This window comes from Pseudomonas sp. ADPe, from assembly GCF_014843515.1.
Lineage (GTDB): Bacteria > Pseudomonadota > Gammaproteobacteria > Pseudomonadales > Pseudomonadaceae > Pseudomonas > Pseudomonas citronellolis.
This window is the reverse complement of record NZ_CP062122.1, coordinates 3,828,259-3,843,030: the sequence shown is the minus strand read 5'-3', so window position 1 is coordinate 3,843,030 and position 14,772 is coordinate 3,828,259. Positions and strand designations below refer to the sequence as shown.

The window sequence follows — 14,772 nt, the reverse complement described above, 5'->3', positions numbered from 1 at the left end:
CAACGATCAGGAGCGACCCCACCATGACCCAAGCGACCCGAGCCGACTGGGAAGCCCGCGCCAGCCAACTGCGCATCGAAGGCCGCGCCTTCATCGACGGCCAGTACCGCGACGCCGCCGACGGCGCCACCTTCGACTGCCTCAGCCCGGTGGACGGGCGCCTGCTGGCCAAGGTCGCCAGCTGCGACGCCGCCGACGCCGAGCGCGCCGTGCAGAGCGCCCGCGCCGCCTTCGAGGCAGGCACCTGGTCGCAGCAGGCGCCGGCCGCGCGCAAGGCCGTGCTGGTGCGCTTCGCCGAGCTGCTGGAGGAACACGCCGAGGAGCTGGCGCTGCTGGAAACCCTGGACATGGGCAAGCCCATCGGCGATTCGCTGAACGTCGACCTGCCCGGCGCGGCGGACAGCCTCCGCTGGAGCGGCGAGGCCATCGACAAGGTCTACGACGAGGTGGCCGCCACCCCGCGCGACCAGCTCGGCCTGGTCACCCGCGAGGCGGTGGGCGTGGTCGCCGCCATAGTGCCGTGGAACTTCCCGCTGATGATGGCCAGCTGGAAGCTCGGCCCAGCCCTGGCCACCGGCAACTCGGTGATCCTCAAACCATCCGAGCGCTCGCCGCTGACCGCCATCCGCATCGCCCAACTGGCGCTGGACGCCGGCCTGCCCAAGGGCGTGCTCAACGTGCTGCCGGGCTACGGCCACACCGTCGGCAAGGCCCTGGCGCTGCACATGGACGTGGACACCGTGGTGTTCACCGGCTCGACCAAGATCGCCAAGCAACTGCTGGTCTACGCCGGCGAATCGAACATGAAGCGCGTGTGGCTGGAGGCCGGCGGCAAGAGCCCGAACATCGTCTTCGCCGACGCCCCGGACCTGCAGGCGGCCGCCGAAGCCGCGGCAGCTGCCATCGCTTTCAACCAGGGTGAGGTCTGCACCGCCGGCTCGCGCCTGCTGGTGGAGAAGTCCATCAAGGCGCAGTTCGTGCCCATGGTGGTCGAGGCCCTGAAAGGCTGGAAGGCCGGCCACCCGCTGGACCCGGACACCAACGTCGGCGCCCTGGTGGACGGCCGCCAGCTGGAGCAGGTGCTGGGCTACATCGAGGCCGGCAAGGCCGAGGGCGCCCAGCTGATGACCGGCGGCCGCCAGGTGCTGGAGGAAACCGGCGGCACCTACGTGGAGCCGACGCTGTTCGACGGCGTGAGCAACGCCATGAAGATCGCCCGCGAGGAAATCTTCGGCCCGGTGCTGTCGGTGATCGAGTTCGAAGGCGCCGAGGAAGCCATCCGCATCGCCAACGACACCCAGTACGGCCTGGGCGCCGCGGTCTGGACCCGCGACATCACCAAGGCCCACCAGACCGCCCGCGCCCTGCGCGCCGGCAGCGTGTGGGTGAACCAGTACGACGGCGGCGACATGACCGCGCCCTTCGGCGGCTTCAAGCAGTCGGGCAATGGCCGGGACAAGTCGCTGCATGCGTTCGACAAGTACACCGAGTTGAAGGCGACTTGGATCAAGCTCTGACTGTCCCTGCGCCGGCGTCTTTCGTAGGAGCGAGCTTGCTCGCGAAGGGAGTCTGCCGGTGACTGTGGTGTATGGGGTTGGCTCCGTTCCCTCTCCCCAACCCTCGGCTGCGCGCCCCGCCCTGAAGGGAGAGGGAGCTGTCCGTGCCGCCGGGGAACATGGTTTACGCCGGCTCCTTCGAGGCAGCCGGCTAACGCCAGCACAACCAAACGCACCGAACGGTCCCCTCTCCCTCTGAAGAGGGGACTGTCCGTGCGGCCGGGAAACATGGTTTACGCCGATACCTCCGGGGCAGCCGGCTAACGCCAGCACAGCCAAGCGCACCGAACGGTCCCCTCTCCCTCTGGGAGAGGGTTAGGGTGAGGGAACGAAGTCCAGCCGTGCTCTGGAGCGTCGTCGAAGTCCGTCACCCTCACCCCAGCCCTCTCCCAGAGGGAGAGGGGGCTATCCGTGCGGCCGGGAAACATGGTTTACGCCGATACCTCCGAAGCAACCGGCTAACGTCAGCACAACCAAGCGCACCGAACGGTCCCCTCTCCCTCTGGGAGAGGGTTAGGGTGAGGGAACGAAGTCCAGCCGTGCTCCGGAGCGTTGTCGAAGTCCGTTACCCTCACCCCAGCCCTCTCCCAAAGGGAGAGGGAGCCGTCCGTGCCAAGGGGGAATGTGGCTCATGCCGGTACCTCCGGGCAGCCGGCTAACGCCAGCACAACCAAACGCACCAAACGGTCCCCTCTCCCTCCGGGAGAGGGTTAGGGTGAGGGAGCGGAGCCCAGCCGTGCTCCGGAGCGTCGTCGAAGTCCGTCACCCTCACCCCAGCCCTCTCCCAGAGGGAGAGGGAGCCGTCCGTGCCAAGGGGGAATGTGGCTCATGCCGGTACCTCCGGAGTAGCCGGCTAACGCCAGAACATCCGAGCACACCGAACGGTCCCCTCTCCCTTCAGGGCGGGGCGCGCAGCCGAGGGTTAGGGAGAGGGAACGGAGCCAACCCCACACACCGCAACCGCCGGCAAACTCCCTTCGCGAGCAAGCTCGCTCCTACAACAAGCACCAAGCCCCCCAATCACAACCGCCCCAGAAAATCCCCCAGCAACGCCCGGCAATTCCCCTTGTTCACCCCCTCCCGCTCGGCAATCTCCGCGCGAATCCGCTCCGGCAAATCCCCCGCTTCGGCCATGAAACGCCGGCCCTCCTCGCTGCGCCGCCAGTAGGCGATCCAGGTATCGAACATCGCCGTGTCGATCTCCGGGTGGAACTGCACGCCCAGGCTGCGCCCATGGCTATAGGCCTGCGCCGCCAACTCAGTTGCACCCAGCAGGGTGGCACCCGGCGGCGGGGTGAAGGCGTCGAAGTGGAAGTTCAGCCAGGGACCACGGAACGCCCAGTCCGTCTGTGGTGTATCGATGGGCGTCCAGCCGATCTCGGCCTGGCGGTTGCGGTACACCTCGCCGCCCAGGGCGCGGGCCAGCAGTTGGCTGCCGAAGCAGATGCCCCAGGTCGGCACGCCGCGCGCCTGCACGGCCTTCAGCCAGGCCAGTTCGCCGCCCAGCCAGGGCACGCGGTGGTCGTAGGCCGACTCGGGGCTGCCCAGCACCAGCAGCAGTTCCAGGCTCTCCGGCGGCGGCAGGCCTTCCTCTACGCAGCGCAGCTCCAGGTCGACGCCCTGCTCGGCGAACAGCTCCGGCAGGCAACCGGCGACGTCGGCGGCGTCGTGCAGCACGGCGATGGCACGGGATGGTTTCATGGCGCTTTCTCCTTAAAAGATTTTAAAACAGATTTTTTATTTGCCTCATCCGCGGCGCTGGAACCCGCATGAAACCTGGATTCTCGCTTTCACGAGCAACCAAGCCCCACCCAAAAGGCACCGGAAAGGCGAAAAAAGCCTGTTGAAAACTATGAAACCATATTTTAAATTCAAATCCATCCCCCGCCGCCCACCGACGGCGGATGGCGGCGCCGCCCGGCATCGCCCATCACAACAACAGCGCACCGCCCACTGGCGGCAAGCGCCAGAACGGAGGTGTCCGAATGACCACCAGCGCCCCTACCCGCCTCGATGACGCGCCCTACCTGGATGTCAGCGACCCGAGCTTCTCCATCCGCTCCCAGGCGGTAATGGATGCCCGCGCGCAAAGCTGGTTCGCCCGCACGCCCTATGGCATCGCCGTGCTGCGCTACGACGAGGTGAACAAGCTGCTGCGCGACCAGCGCCTGCGCCAGGGCAGCTACGCCTGGCCCGCGCACAACAACGCCAGCGGCAGCTTCGCCGACTGGTGGATGCGCATGCTGCTGAGCAAGGAGGGCGCCGACCATTCGCGCCTGCGCCGCCTGGCCAACCCGGCCTTCGCGCCCAAGCTGGTGAAGCAGATGATGCCGGACTTCCAGCGCCTGGCCGGCGACCTGATCGCGCAGTTCGAAGGCCGCGGCGAGTGCGAGTTCGTCAGCGAGTTCGCCGAGCCCTACGCCACCCAGGTGATCTGCCTGCTGCTCGGCCTGCCGATCAGCGAGTGGAAGGGCCTGGCCGACCTGGCGGTGGAGATGGGCCTGGCCCTGGGCGTCACCTTCAAGCGCGACGAGGCGCGCATCAACGCCGCCACCGACAAGCTGTTCGGCTATGCACGCCAGGCGGTGGAAGCGCTCAAGCGCAACGGCCTGGGCGAGGACTTCCTCAGCAGCCTGGTGCGCGCCAACGAAGAGGACAAGAACGCCCTCAGCGACCAGGAGCTGTACGACATGATCGTCCTGGCGATCTTCGGCGGCATCGACACCACCCGCAACCAGCTCAGTCTGGCCATGGACACCTTCCTCCAGCACCCCGCGCAATGGGAGCTGCTGGGCAACGACGCGGAACTGGCCCGCGCCGCCGTGGAAGAAGTGATGCGCGTGCGCCCGACCGTGACCTGGGTGACCCGCGAGGCGCTGGAAGACTTCGAGTACCAGGGCCTGCACATCGCCAAGGGCACCACCGTGCACCTGTTCAGCCAGGCCGCCGGCAGCGACCCGCACGCCTTCGAGGACGCCAGCTTCGACATCACCGCCAAGCGCCTGCCGCACTTCGGCTTCGGCGCCGGCGCGCACCACTGCATCGGCCACTTCATCGCCCGCGGCGACATGACCGCGGCCCTGGCCCTGCTCGCCCAGCACCTGAAACATCCGGCGCCCAACGGCAAGGCCGAGTGGCTGCCGGACAGCGGCAACACCGGCGCCACCCGTCTGCCGATCCGCTTCGACGCGGTGCCGGCGAAATGAACGCCCCCAGCGTAGCCATCGTCGGCAGCGGGCCCTCGGCCTGCTACCTGGCCCAGGCCCTGCGCAAGCGCTGGGCGGACGCGCAGATCGTGCTGCTCGAGCGTCTGCCCGCGCCCTTCGGCCTGGTGCGCTACGGCGTGGCGCCGGACCACCAGGGCACCAAGGCGGTGTGCCGGCAGTTCGAGCGGCTGTTCGAGCGCGAAGGCGTGGCATTCCTCGGCAACCTGGAGATCGGCCGCGACCTATCGCTGGAGCAATTGCGCGAAGCCTTCGACCTGGTGGTGCTCGCCACCGGCCTATACGGCGACCGCCGCCTGGGCATCCCCGGCGACGAGCTGCCCGGCGTCTACGGCTCCGGCCGCGTCACCCGGCTGTTCAACGGCCACCCGGACGAACAGGGCTTCGCCCCGGCATTCGGCCGCCGCGTGGCCATCGTCGGCAACGGCAACGTGGCCATCGACGTGCTGCGCCTGCTGGCCAAGTCGGCCGAGGACTTCGCCGGCTCCGACATCGCCGAGGCGCCGCTGCAGGCGCTGCTGGCCGAAGGCGTGGAGCGCATCGACATCCTCGGCCGCTCGCCCGCCGCCCAGGCCCGCTTCGACCCGGTGATGCTGCGCGAGCTGGGCAAGCTGGCCGGGGTGCGCATCCGCATCGAGGACCTGCCGCCGGCAGACGCCCCCTGTGCCGACGCCGCCGAGCAGGCGCGCCTGGACGTGCTGCGCGCGCTGGCCGCGCAGGAGCAGCCGGCAGCCGGCCGCGAACTGGTCTTCCACTTCGGTTGGACACCCCAGGCCATCCACGGCGCCGCAAGCGTCGAAGCCCTGGAACTGCGCCACGCCGACGGCCGCGAACTGCGCCTGGAGGTGGACAGCCTGGTCAGCGCCATCGGCTTCGAGGAAGCGGCCGACGGCCTGCTGCAACGCGACGCCCTGCGGGGCGCCAACGCCGACCTCGAACGTGGCCGCCTGGACCACGGCCTGTACTGCGTCGGCTGGCTGCGCCGCGGCCCGCGCGGGACCATCCCGGAGAACCGCCTGGACGCCCGCCTGGTCGCCGAGACCATGGTCGCCGACCAGCAGGCCACGCCGCGCAATGGCCGCCCCGGCCTCGCCGCCCTGCCCGCCGGGCTGCGCGAACGCACCGTCGGCTACCCGCAGTGGCAGCGCATCGACCACGCCGAAACCCGGGCCGCCGCCCCCGGCCGCGTGCGCCGCAAGATCACCGACCGCGCCGGCATGCTCGCCATCGCCCGCAGCCCCCAGGAGAACCCCGCATGAACATCCTCATCCTCTTCGGCACCGAGACCGGCAACGCCGAGATGGTCGCCGACGACCTCGCCGACGCCCTGGGCGCCGATTACCCCACCCAGGTCCGCGACATGGCCGCCTTCGATCCGGCCACGCTGAACCCGCAGGACTTCCACGTCATCGTCTGCTCCACCTACGGCGACGGCGAGCTGCCCAACAGCGCCCAGCCCTTCCACGCCGCGCTGCAAGGCCGGCGCCCGGACCTGGCCGGCCTGCGCTTCGCCACCTTCGGCCTGGGCGACAGCTTCTACGAGACCTTCAACCGCGGCAGCCGGATCATCGCCGACGCCCTGGTGGAACTGGGCGCGCAGCAGGTCGGCGAACACGGCCAGCACGACGCCTCCAGCGGCGAACTGCCCGGCGACGCGGCGCTGGCCTGGGCCAAGGGCCTGCTCGGGCAGCTCTGAGGAGAACGCCATGCGCCTGTGCATCATCGAGAACGGCCTGATCCCCGAGGAACTGCAGGAGGCTTTCGGCAGCTACCCGGCGATGATCGAAAGCTGGCTGGCCCCGGCGCTGCCCGAGGCGGACTTCACCTACGTCTCGGCGGTGCGCGGCGAGCCGCTGCCCGAGGCCACCGCCTTCGACGGCTACCTGCTGACCGGCTCGCGCCACAGCTGCTACGAGCACAGCCCCTGGATGCTGCATCTGGTCGCCCTGTTGCGGCGCCTGCGCAGCCTGCGCCGGCCGGTGTTCGGCATCTGCTTCGGGCACCAGATCATGGCCGACGCCTTCGACGGCCGCACCACCCGCGCCGAGGTCGGCTGGGGCGTCGGCGCCCAGGCCTACCACTATGACGCCGAGGGCCTGGAGGACGCGGCCACCCTGGTGTTCCACCAGGACCAGGTCAGCAGCCTGCCGCCGCAGGCGCGCGTAGCCGGCGGCTCCGCCCATTGCCCGCACGGCGTGCTGGAGTACGCCTTCCCGGCGCGCTCGGTGCAGTTCCACCCGGAGTTCAGCGTGGACTACCTGGCCGCCCTGCTCGACCGCTACGGCAACGGCCTGCTGCCGACGGACGTCACCGCGCGGGCCTGGGAATCGCTGCGGCGGCTGAGCCCGGACAACCGGCAGATCGCCCGCTGGACCGCCGCCTTCTTCCGCGAACACGCCCGCCCGGTCTGTTCCCCGTTCATCCCCTAGCCCGGCGCTTCGCAGAGAGGTTCCGTTCTTCGCTCTAAAACATATAAACACAGTTTACAAATTTAATTTCATCCGCCATCGCAGCGTGCCTTGCCTGCCGCTGCCCGAGGAGAACCCCGAAATGACAGCGCTCGATCTACACAAGGAATACAACACCAGCTCCGCCGTCGCCCAGGACCTCGCCGCGCGCATCCGCGAATCCGGCGTGGAGTACCTGTACTACCAGGTGGTCACCCTCAGCGGCCGCGTGCTGGCCAAGGTGGTGCCGGCCAAGCACCTGCTGCGCAACCTGGAGAAGGGCGTGCAGTTCCACCGCACCGCCCTATCCGACCTGCAGAGCACCCGCGCCGGCGTGCTGCTCGGCGGCGGCGCCCAGGCCGCCGAGTTCACCGCCATCCCCGACGTCAGCAGCTTCAACGTGCTGCCCTGGGACAAGTCCATCGGCAGCTTCTTCTGCCGCCTGTACGAGCCCGACCACCGCCAGGAACTGGCCGGCCAGGTGTTGGCCACCGACGCCCGCGGCCTGCTGATCGACAGCCACAAGGCCTTCACCGCCGACACCGGGCTGAGCCTGAAGACCGGCTGCGAACCGGAGATGACCTGGTTCGGCGACAAGCTGGAAGTCAAGATGCGCCCCGGCGCCAGCCCGGCCTACCACCTGGGCAACCTGGAGACCATGCGACCAATCTTCCAGCGCGTGATGCAGTACGCCGGCGCCATGGGCCTGGACATGATCGAGGGCGACTACGAGGACCCGGGCCAGCTCGAACTGAACTGGATGTTCGACGACTGCCACCTCACCGCCGACCGCCTGGTGACCTATCGCCTGATCTGCCGCCAGGTGGCCAACGAGTTCGGCGTGCGCGCCAGCTTCATGCCCAAGCCCACCACCGGCAGCATGGGCAGCGGCTGCCACCACAATTTCAGCCTCTGGCGCGGCGAGCAGAACGTGCTGGCCGAAGCCGACCGCCGCGAACTGCACCTGACCGACACCGGCCGCCACGCCCTCGGCGGCCTGCTGGCCCACGCCCCCGGCTCGATGCTGGTGATGGCTTCCACCGTGAACTCCTACAAGCGCTTCTGGGACGCAGGCCTGTTCGCCCCCAACCGCCTGAACTGGGGCATGGACAACAAGACCTGCACCGTGCGCCTGTCGGCCAACGGCCGCCTGGAATACAAGCTGCCCGATGCCAGCGTGAACCCCTACCTGTCGCACACCCTGCTGCTGGCCGGCATCCGCGACGGCCTGGAAAACCGCACCGACCCGGGCGCCCCGGACAACAGCGACAGCATCCCCGCCGCCCGCGAGAACGTGCGCATGCCGATGACCCTCGGCGAAGCCGTGCAGGCCTTCGACGAAGACGCCGTGGTGCGCGGCGCGCTGCCGCCGGCGATGGCCGAGCTGTACCGCGACCTCAAGGCCGACGAGTGGGCGCGCTACTGCTCCGTCGTCACCGAGTGGGAAGCCAAGATGTACATGGACTACCTGCCATGAGCGGCGTATTGCGCGTTCTCTGCGCCGACCTGCCGGCCCCGCCGCTGTTCCACAAGGACGCCGAGGGCTACCGCCACGGCTACGAGTCCGACGTCGCCCGCGCCCTGGCCAGGCGCCTGGGCCGCGAAGCGCAGTTCGTCTACCGCAACTGGGCGGACTTCTACCCGGCGCTGCAGGCCGGCGACGCCGATATCCTGCTGTGCGGCCAGGGCATCTCCAACTACCGCCTGACCCTCGCCGACTTCACCGCGCCCTACGCGGTGTTCGACGAAGCGGTGATGGTGCTGCGCGGCAGCCTGGTGCGCAGCCCGGCGGACCTGGTCGGGAAGAAGGTCGGGGCGATCGCCAACAGCCTCAACATGGCCCTGGCGGAAACCTTCGAAGGCTGCGTCACCGTGCCCTTCGGCGGCGACACCGACGACGTGCTCGGCGACATGGTCCGGGCCCTGCGCGAAGGCCAGATCGACGCCCTGGTGGACGACGATGTGGCGCTGGTGCCGCTGGCCGAGGAGCCCGACCTGGCCATCGGCTTCAGCGTGCCCACCCACAACCGCTGGGGCATCGCGGTGAAGCGCGGCCAGGGGCCGTGGCTGGACGAGGTGGACAGCGCCCTGGCGGCGCTGAAGGCCGACGGCGAACTGCAACGCATCTGGCAACGGTGGATGCCGAGCCTGGCCTACCCGTTCTGACACAACTCGCGGCAATCGGCCGCCCCTTTGGGGCGGCCGCTTTCTACATTGAACTCTGAGTATGAGGTTATACTGCGCCAGCCCCTCACCCCCTCCGGCCCTTACAGGAGTTCTGGCTCCGGCGCCCAGCACCCGCCGCGGCCGCAACGCAGTATGAATGGATCCTCACCCACCGCTCCCGGCCCCTTCATCCGCCTGCGCCAGGAAGGCCGCACCGAAGAGGTCGTGCGCCGGCTGATGGACGCCATCGACCTCGGCCTGTTCGCCGAGGGCCAGCAACTGCCCAGCGAGACCGAGCTGGCCATGCAGTTCGGCGTGGCCACCGTGACCCTCCGCGAAGCCCTGGCCTACCTGCGCCAGCGCGGCGTCATCGAGACCCGCCGCGGGCGCAACGGCGGCAGCTTCATCCGCGCCATCGAGGAAATCCCCGCCGAGATCGTCTTGAGCCGCCTCGACGAGCTGAGCACCATCGACCTGCGCGACCTCTGCGACGAGCACATCGCCATCTCCGGCACCGCCGCGCGCCTGGCCGCCCGCCGCGCCTCCCGCGAGCACCACCAGCACCTGGCGCAGTACATCGAGACCCTGGGCAAGGCCACCACCCGCCACGAACGCCGCCGCGCCGATGCGCGCTTCCACATCGAGATAGCGGTGGCCTCGCAGTCGGTGCGACTGACCCACGCGGAAATCCGCCTGCAGGCGGAGATCGGCGAGTTGCTCTGGCTGCCGGTGCCCGGCGCGCCCAGTGTGGAAACCATCCAGCAGGAGCACACGGCGATCCGCGAAGCGATAGTCGCTGGCGACCCGAACCTGGCCGGCGCCCTGGTCGAGGCCCACGTCAACCGCGGCATCAAGCGCCTGATCGACATGAAACTGGAACTCCTGGCCCAGGAAGCGCCCTAGGCCGAACGGCCCCATGCAGGAGCGCGCCCTGCGCGCGAATCGCGGACAAGGTCCGCTCCTACACCCCCAGCGAATATGACACCCAACGCCTGGCCGCATGGGTTTCGCCAAGGCTCAACCCATCCTACGAAAAGCACCTCGGTGCGGTCGGCAAGACAGTTGCTCCCACATCACCGGCTGGCGGCGTCTTTCGCAGGATGGCGTTGAGCGAAGCGATACCCATCGCCGCGGCCGCATGGGTTTCGCCAAGGCTCAACCCATCCTACGAAAAGCGCCTCGGTGCAGTCGGCAAGAGTTGCTCCCACATCACCGGCTAGCAGCGTCTTTCGTAGGATGGTGTTGAGCGAAGCGATACCCATCGCCAAGGCAGCATTCACAGCTCAACCCACCCTACGTGGAAGTCGACTGCGTACACCTGTAGGAGCGGGCCCTGCCCGCGATTCGCGCGCAGGGCGCGCTCCTACAGGTGGATTCGGAGCCGATTGGCACAACCCTTGCCCTGTTTTTCCCGTGCAAACCTCTGATTTAGGATTTTTATCCGCCGGAGGTCCGCTTCCCCTTAGAACAAGAGACTCCAGGCCATGGCGAGCGCAGTGTGTGAAACCCCGTTGGACGAGTGCGCCCAGCGCATCGACGTGTCGATCAGTAACATCTTTGCCCAGATCGACACCCTGGCCAACGCCATCGACAGCATCTGGCGCGAGGCCAACGGCAGGCCCGTGGATTCCGCCGACCTGGCCAGCCTGCGGCCGCTGATAGAAGGCTGCCTGACGCAGCCCGGCGCCTGCCTGCAGGGCTGTGGCGTGGTGCTGCAGCCGGGCGTGCTGCGCGACAAGGAGATGTACCTGGAGTGGCGCCAGCTGGGCGCCGGCGGGCGCACCGTGCCGCTGAGCCTGAACTTCAACCGGCGCAGCGAGAACTTCTACGACTACTGCGCCATGCCCTGGTTCGCCATCCCGCGCGACAGCGGGCGCAGCAGCGTGGTCGGTCCCTACGTCGACCTCTACGGCCAGGACATGTACATCCTCACCTTCTCCCGCCCGCTGCTGCTGGAGGGGCGCTTCCTCGGCGTGGCCGCCGCGGACATCGCGCTGAACCGCTTCGAGCGGGTGGTCACCGCCAAGCTCATGCGCCTGGAGCACGAGGCGCTGATCCTCAGCGGCGAAGGCCGGGTGGTGGCGGCCAACACCGCCAACTTCATCGCCGGCGAGATAGCCAGCCTGGGGCTGGCCAGCGATACCCGCTGCCAGCGCGCCAACCTGGCCGAGCAGTCCGCCCACTGGACCCTGGTGCAACTGCCGGAGAAGCGCCACCGCGCAGCCTGAGCCAGCCAGTGCTCCCGAAGGGAGCAATGCGGCGTTACTCCGCCCCATTTTCGTTCCCCGCCGGGGTGCTGCGCTGCCCTGGCGGCCCCGTCGCCCGGGCCGTTGCGCGCAAGAGCCCGCCGCTCTAGCTCCAGCCTTCCCAACTTCCAGCGCAGAGCGCCCACTAAAACATTTTAAATCATATGTAATATGGCATAGGCTGTGCTTGCTCCACGCAGGCGGCCGCCGCTGTTACCCAAGCCCGGCCGCCCCGGTTTTCACCGCTGCCGCCACACACCGTGGGCAGCGGGCTCCCAGTCCCGATCCATCTGTTCAATGCCGACGTGCATAGCCATACAGGAACAATAACGATGAACAGTCCGATCCAACCCGGCATCGCCCCGGTCGACCGCGATGCGGAACAGCTCCGCGCGCTGGGCTATTCCTCCAACTTCGAACGCAGCATGAGCCTGTGGCAGAACTTCGCCCTGGGCTTCACCTACCTGTCGCCGGTGGTCGGCGTGTACAGCATCTTCGGCCTGTGCCTGGCCGCCGGCGGGCCGCCGATGTTCTGGTCGTACCTGCTGGTGGGCCTGGGGCAGATGCTGGTGTGCCTGATCTTCTGCGAGGTGGTTTCGCAGTTCCCGATCTCCGGCGGCGTGTACCCCTGGGCCCGACGCCTGGTGGGCAAGCGCTGGGCGTGGATGGTCGGCTGGATCTACTCGGTGTCGCTGTGCGTGACCATCGCCGCGGTGGCCCTGGGCGCCGGCCCCTACGTCGCCACGCTGCTCGGCTTCGAGGCCGACCCGGCGACCAACACCCTGATCGGCCTGGGCCTGACGCTGGTCGCCACGCTGCTCAACCTCAGCGGCACCAGGCTGCTGGCGCGGGTGGCCATGTTCGGCTTCCTCTGCGAGCTGATCGGCGCCATCGTCATCGGCGGCTACCTGCTGATCTTCGAACGCCACCAGCCGATCTCGGTGCTGTTCAACACCTTCGACATCCGCATCGACGGCGCCTACTGGCCGGCGTTCCTCACCGCCTCCCTGGCCGGCATGTTCCTCTACTACGGCTTCGAGGCCTGCGGCGACGTCGCCGAGGAAACCCCGAACCCCAGCCGGCGCATTCCCAAGGCCATGCGCATGACCATCTGGATCGGCGGCGGCGCCTCGATGTTCGCCGCCCTGGCGCTGATCCTCGCGGTGCCGGACATAGGCGCGGTGATCTCCGGCGCCGACAAGGACCCGATGACCACCATCTTCGACGGCGCCTTCGGCCCGCTCGGCGCGCGCCTGGTGATGCTGGTGATCCTGGTGTCGTTCGTGTCCTGCGTGCTCAGCCTGCAGGCCGCCGCCAGCCGCCTGCTGTACTCCTACGCCCGCGACGAGATGGTCATGGGCAGCCGCCTGCTGCAGCGCCTGTCGCCCAACACCCACGTGCCCACCGCCGCCCTGGTGGTGTGCGGGGTGATCCCGGCGATCATCGTGTGCATCGGTTTCTACCTGCAGAACGCCATCGGCACCGTGGTCAGCTTCGCCGCCATCGGCATCTACCTGGCCTTCCAGATGATCGTCGGCGCCGCCCTGTTCGCCCGCCTGCGCGGCTGGAAGCCCAGCGGCGCCTTCACCCTGGGCAAGTGGGGCTGGCCGGTGAACATCGCCGCCCAGGTCTACGGCCTGCTGGCGATCATCAACATGTCCTGGCCGCGCACGCCGGACGCGCCCTGGTACATCAACTACGGGATCATCCTGGTGGGCGCCATCGTGATCGCCGTGGGGCTGGTGTACATGACGGTGTTCAAGCCCTACGACAAGGGCACGGCGCCGGCTGGGGATGCGTGGAAGCTGGCCCGGCATTGAGGCCTGGCCTGAAGAAGAACGCCCGGTGAATGCCGGGCGTTTCTTTTTGAAGAGGGGTTAAGGGCTGGGGAGAGGGAGCAACTGTCTGCGCCGAGGCGTTTTTCGTAGGATGGGTTGAGCTTGCGAAACCCATGCGGTTGCGCTGATGGGTATCGCTTCGCTCAACGCCATCCTACGAAAAGCCATGCTCGCTCATGCGGTAGGAGACTTTGTCCGCGATTGGGCCCACCGGCCACGTAGGATGCGCCCTACGGCGCCCCGCCGCTCACCCCACGATCGCCTCGAACCCCTGGCGGATCTGCTCCTCCGGCAGGTTGTCGCCGATGAACACGATCACGCTCTCGCGCGCGTCATCGCCCCAGGGCGTGTCCCAGTCGAAGCCGTACAGCCGCAGCACGCCCTGGAACACCAGGCGGCGTTCCTCGCCCTGGATGTTCAGCACGCCCTTGTAGCGCAGCAGCGAGTTGCCGTGCCATTGCAGCAGGTCGTCCATGAACTCGCTCAGGCGTTCGATGTTCAGCGGCTTGTCGCTGCGCAGCACCAGGGTGCGGATGCGGTCGTCGCTGGCCGCCACCGGGCGCAGCGGCTGCAGCGGGCGCAGGCCGAGGTCGGCGTTGAGATTGAAGCCGCGCACGTCGAGCAGGCGTTCCAGTTCGATGCGGCCGTGGTCCACCGGGTACAGCTCGGCGCGGCGGTTGATGCGCTGCAGGCGCTCGGCCAGGGCCTGGTACTGCTCGGCGCTGACCAGGTCGCGCTTGCTCACCAGGATGCGGTCGCCGAAGCCGACCTGGGCCTGGGCGATGGCTTCCTGCAGGTGGCGGTCGGCGTTGGCGGCGTCCACCAGGGTGATGATGCCGTCGAGCAGGTAGCGCTCGCGCAGCGTCTCGTCGACGAAGAAGGTCTGCGCCACCGGCGCCGGGTCGGCCAGGCCCGTGCATTCGATCACCAGGCGGTCGAAGGCGATCTCGCCGCTGTCGCGCTGCTCCAGCAGCAGGTACAGCGAACGCTCCAGGTCGTTGTTGATGGTGCAGCAGACGCAGCCGTTGGACAGCGTCATGACCTGCGCCGGGGCATCGCCCAGCAGCTGGCCGTCGATGGGGGCGTCGCTGAATTCGTTCTCGATCACCGCGATCTTCAGGCCGTGCTCGGCCTGCAGGATGTGGCGCAACAGGGTGGTCTTGCCGGCGCCGAGGAAGCCGGTGAGCACGGTCACCGGAATCTGCGCGGGCACTACGGAATCACTCATGGGAACCATCCGGGCAGGAAAATGAAAACGGGCCGCTCGCTGGCGGCCCGTCCGTTTATACACCCAT

Annotated in this window: 12 protein-coding genes; 10 read left to right on the top strand and 2 right to left on the bottom strand. The window is 68.4% G+C overall.

Annotation, left to right across the window (positions count from 1 at the left end; all coding sequences use genetic code 11):
• Window positions 1–23 precede the first annotated feature (23 nt).
• Window positions 24–1,517 (top strand): aldehyde dehydrogenase, encoded by a 1,494-nt coding sequence (locus tag IG194_RS17335; protein ID WP_058488336.1) that lies wholly within the window; start codon window positions 24–26, stop codon window positions 1,515–1,517.
• Between the two features lie 1,059 nt (window positions 1,518–2,576).
• On the opposite strand, the gene IG194_RS17330 is transcribed toward IG194_RS17335, so the two are convergent.
• Complete coding sequence (locus IG194_RS17330; RefSeq protein WP_058488335.1) at window positions 2,577–3,257, bottom strand: type 1 glutamine amidotransferase; 681 nt, start codon at window positions 3,255–3,257, stop codon at window positions 2,577–2,579.
• 284 nt (window positions 3,258–3,541) lie between these two features.
• Here IG194_RS17330 and IG194_RS17325 point away from each other — a divergent pair, with 284 nt between their 5' ends.
• The 9 genes from IG194_RS17325 to IG194_RS17285 all read left to right on the top strand — a co-directional run bounded on the left by IG194_RS17325 (window position 3,542) and on the right by IG194_RS17285 (window position 13,459).
• Entirely contained in the window at window positions 3,542–4,762 is a 1,221-nt protein-coding gene (locus IG194_RS17325; protein ID WP_058488334.1) for a cytochrome P450, read from the top strand.
• Complete coding sequence (locus tag IG194_RS17320) at window positions 4,759–6,039, top strand: FAD-dependent oxidoreductase (protein WP_058488333.1); 1,281 nt, start codon at window positions 4,759–4,761, stop codon at window positions 6,037–6,039. Before IG194_RS17325 ends, IG194_RS17320 begins: the two co-directional genes overlap by 4 nt.
• Window positions 6,036–6,476 (top strand): flavodoxin domain-containing protein, encoded by a 441-nt coding sequence (locus IG194_RS17315; RefSeq protein WP_058488332.1) that lies wholly within the window; start codon window positions 6,036–6,038, stop codon window positions 6,474–6,476. The genes IG194_RS17320 and IG194_RS17315 overlap by 4 nt, the downstream gene beginning before the upstream one ends.
• Window positions 6,477–6,486: 10 nt before the next feature.
• Window positions 6,487–7,209, top strand: coding sequence for a type 1 glutamine amidotransferase (locus IG194_RS17310; protein WP_058488331.1), 723 nt, complete (start codon window positions 6,487–6,489; stop codon window positions 7,207–7,209).
• Window positions 7,210–7,330: 121 nt separating this feature from the next.
• A complete protein-coding gene (locus IG194_RS17305) occupies window positions 7,331–8,704 on the top strand; it encodes a glutamine synthetase family protein (RefSeq protein WP_058488330.1) in 1,374 nt (457 codons plus the stop codon).
• Window positions 8,701–9,393 carry a substrate-binding periplasmic protein gene (locus tag IG194_RS17300; protein WP_058488329.1) on the top strand — a complete coding sequence of 231 codons (693 nt, stop codon included), beginning with the start codon at window positions 8,701–8,703 and terminating at the stop codon, window positions 9,391–9,393. Before IG194_RS17305 ends, IG194_RS17300 begins: the two co-directional genes overlap by 4 nt.
• 153 nt (window positions 9,394–9,546) lie before the next feature.
• Complete coding sequence (locus IG194_RS17295) at window positions 9,547–10,296, top strand: FadR/GntR family transcriptional regulator (protein WP_058488328.1); 750 nt, start codon at window positions 9,547–9,549, stop codon at window positions 10,294–10,296.
• A 581-nt stretch (window positions 10,297–10,877) separates the two neighbouring features.
• Window positions 10,878–11,621 (top strand): cache domain-containing protein, encoded by a 744-nt coding sequence (locus IG194_RS17290; protein ID WP_058488327.1) that lies wholly within the window; start codon window positions 10,878–10,880, stop codon window positions 11,619–11,621.
• A gap of 350 nt (window positions 11,622–11,971) precedes the next feature.
• Complete coding sequence (locus IG194_RS17285) at window positions 11,972–13,459, top strand: APC family permease (protein ID WP_058488326.1); 1,488 nt, start codon at window positions 11,972–11,974, stop codon at window positions 13,457–13,459.
• Window positions 13,460–13,724: 265 nt separating this feature from the next.
• Here IG194_RS17285 and yjiA read toward each other — a convergent pair whose 3' ends face one another.
• Window positions 13,725–14,705, bottom strand: a complete 981-nt coding sequence (yjiA, locus tag IG194_RS17280; RefSeq protein ID WP_043268876.1) for a GTPase — start codon at window positions 14,703–14,705, stop codon at window positions 13,725–13,727.
• Window positions 14,706–14,772: the final 67 nt, after the last annotated feature.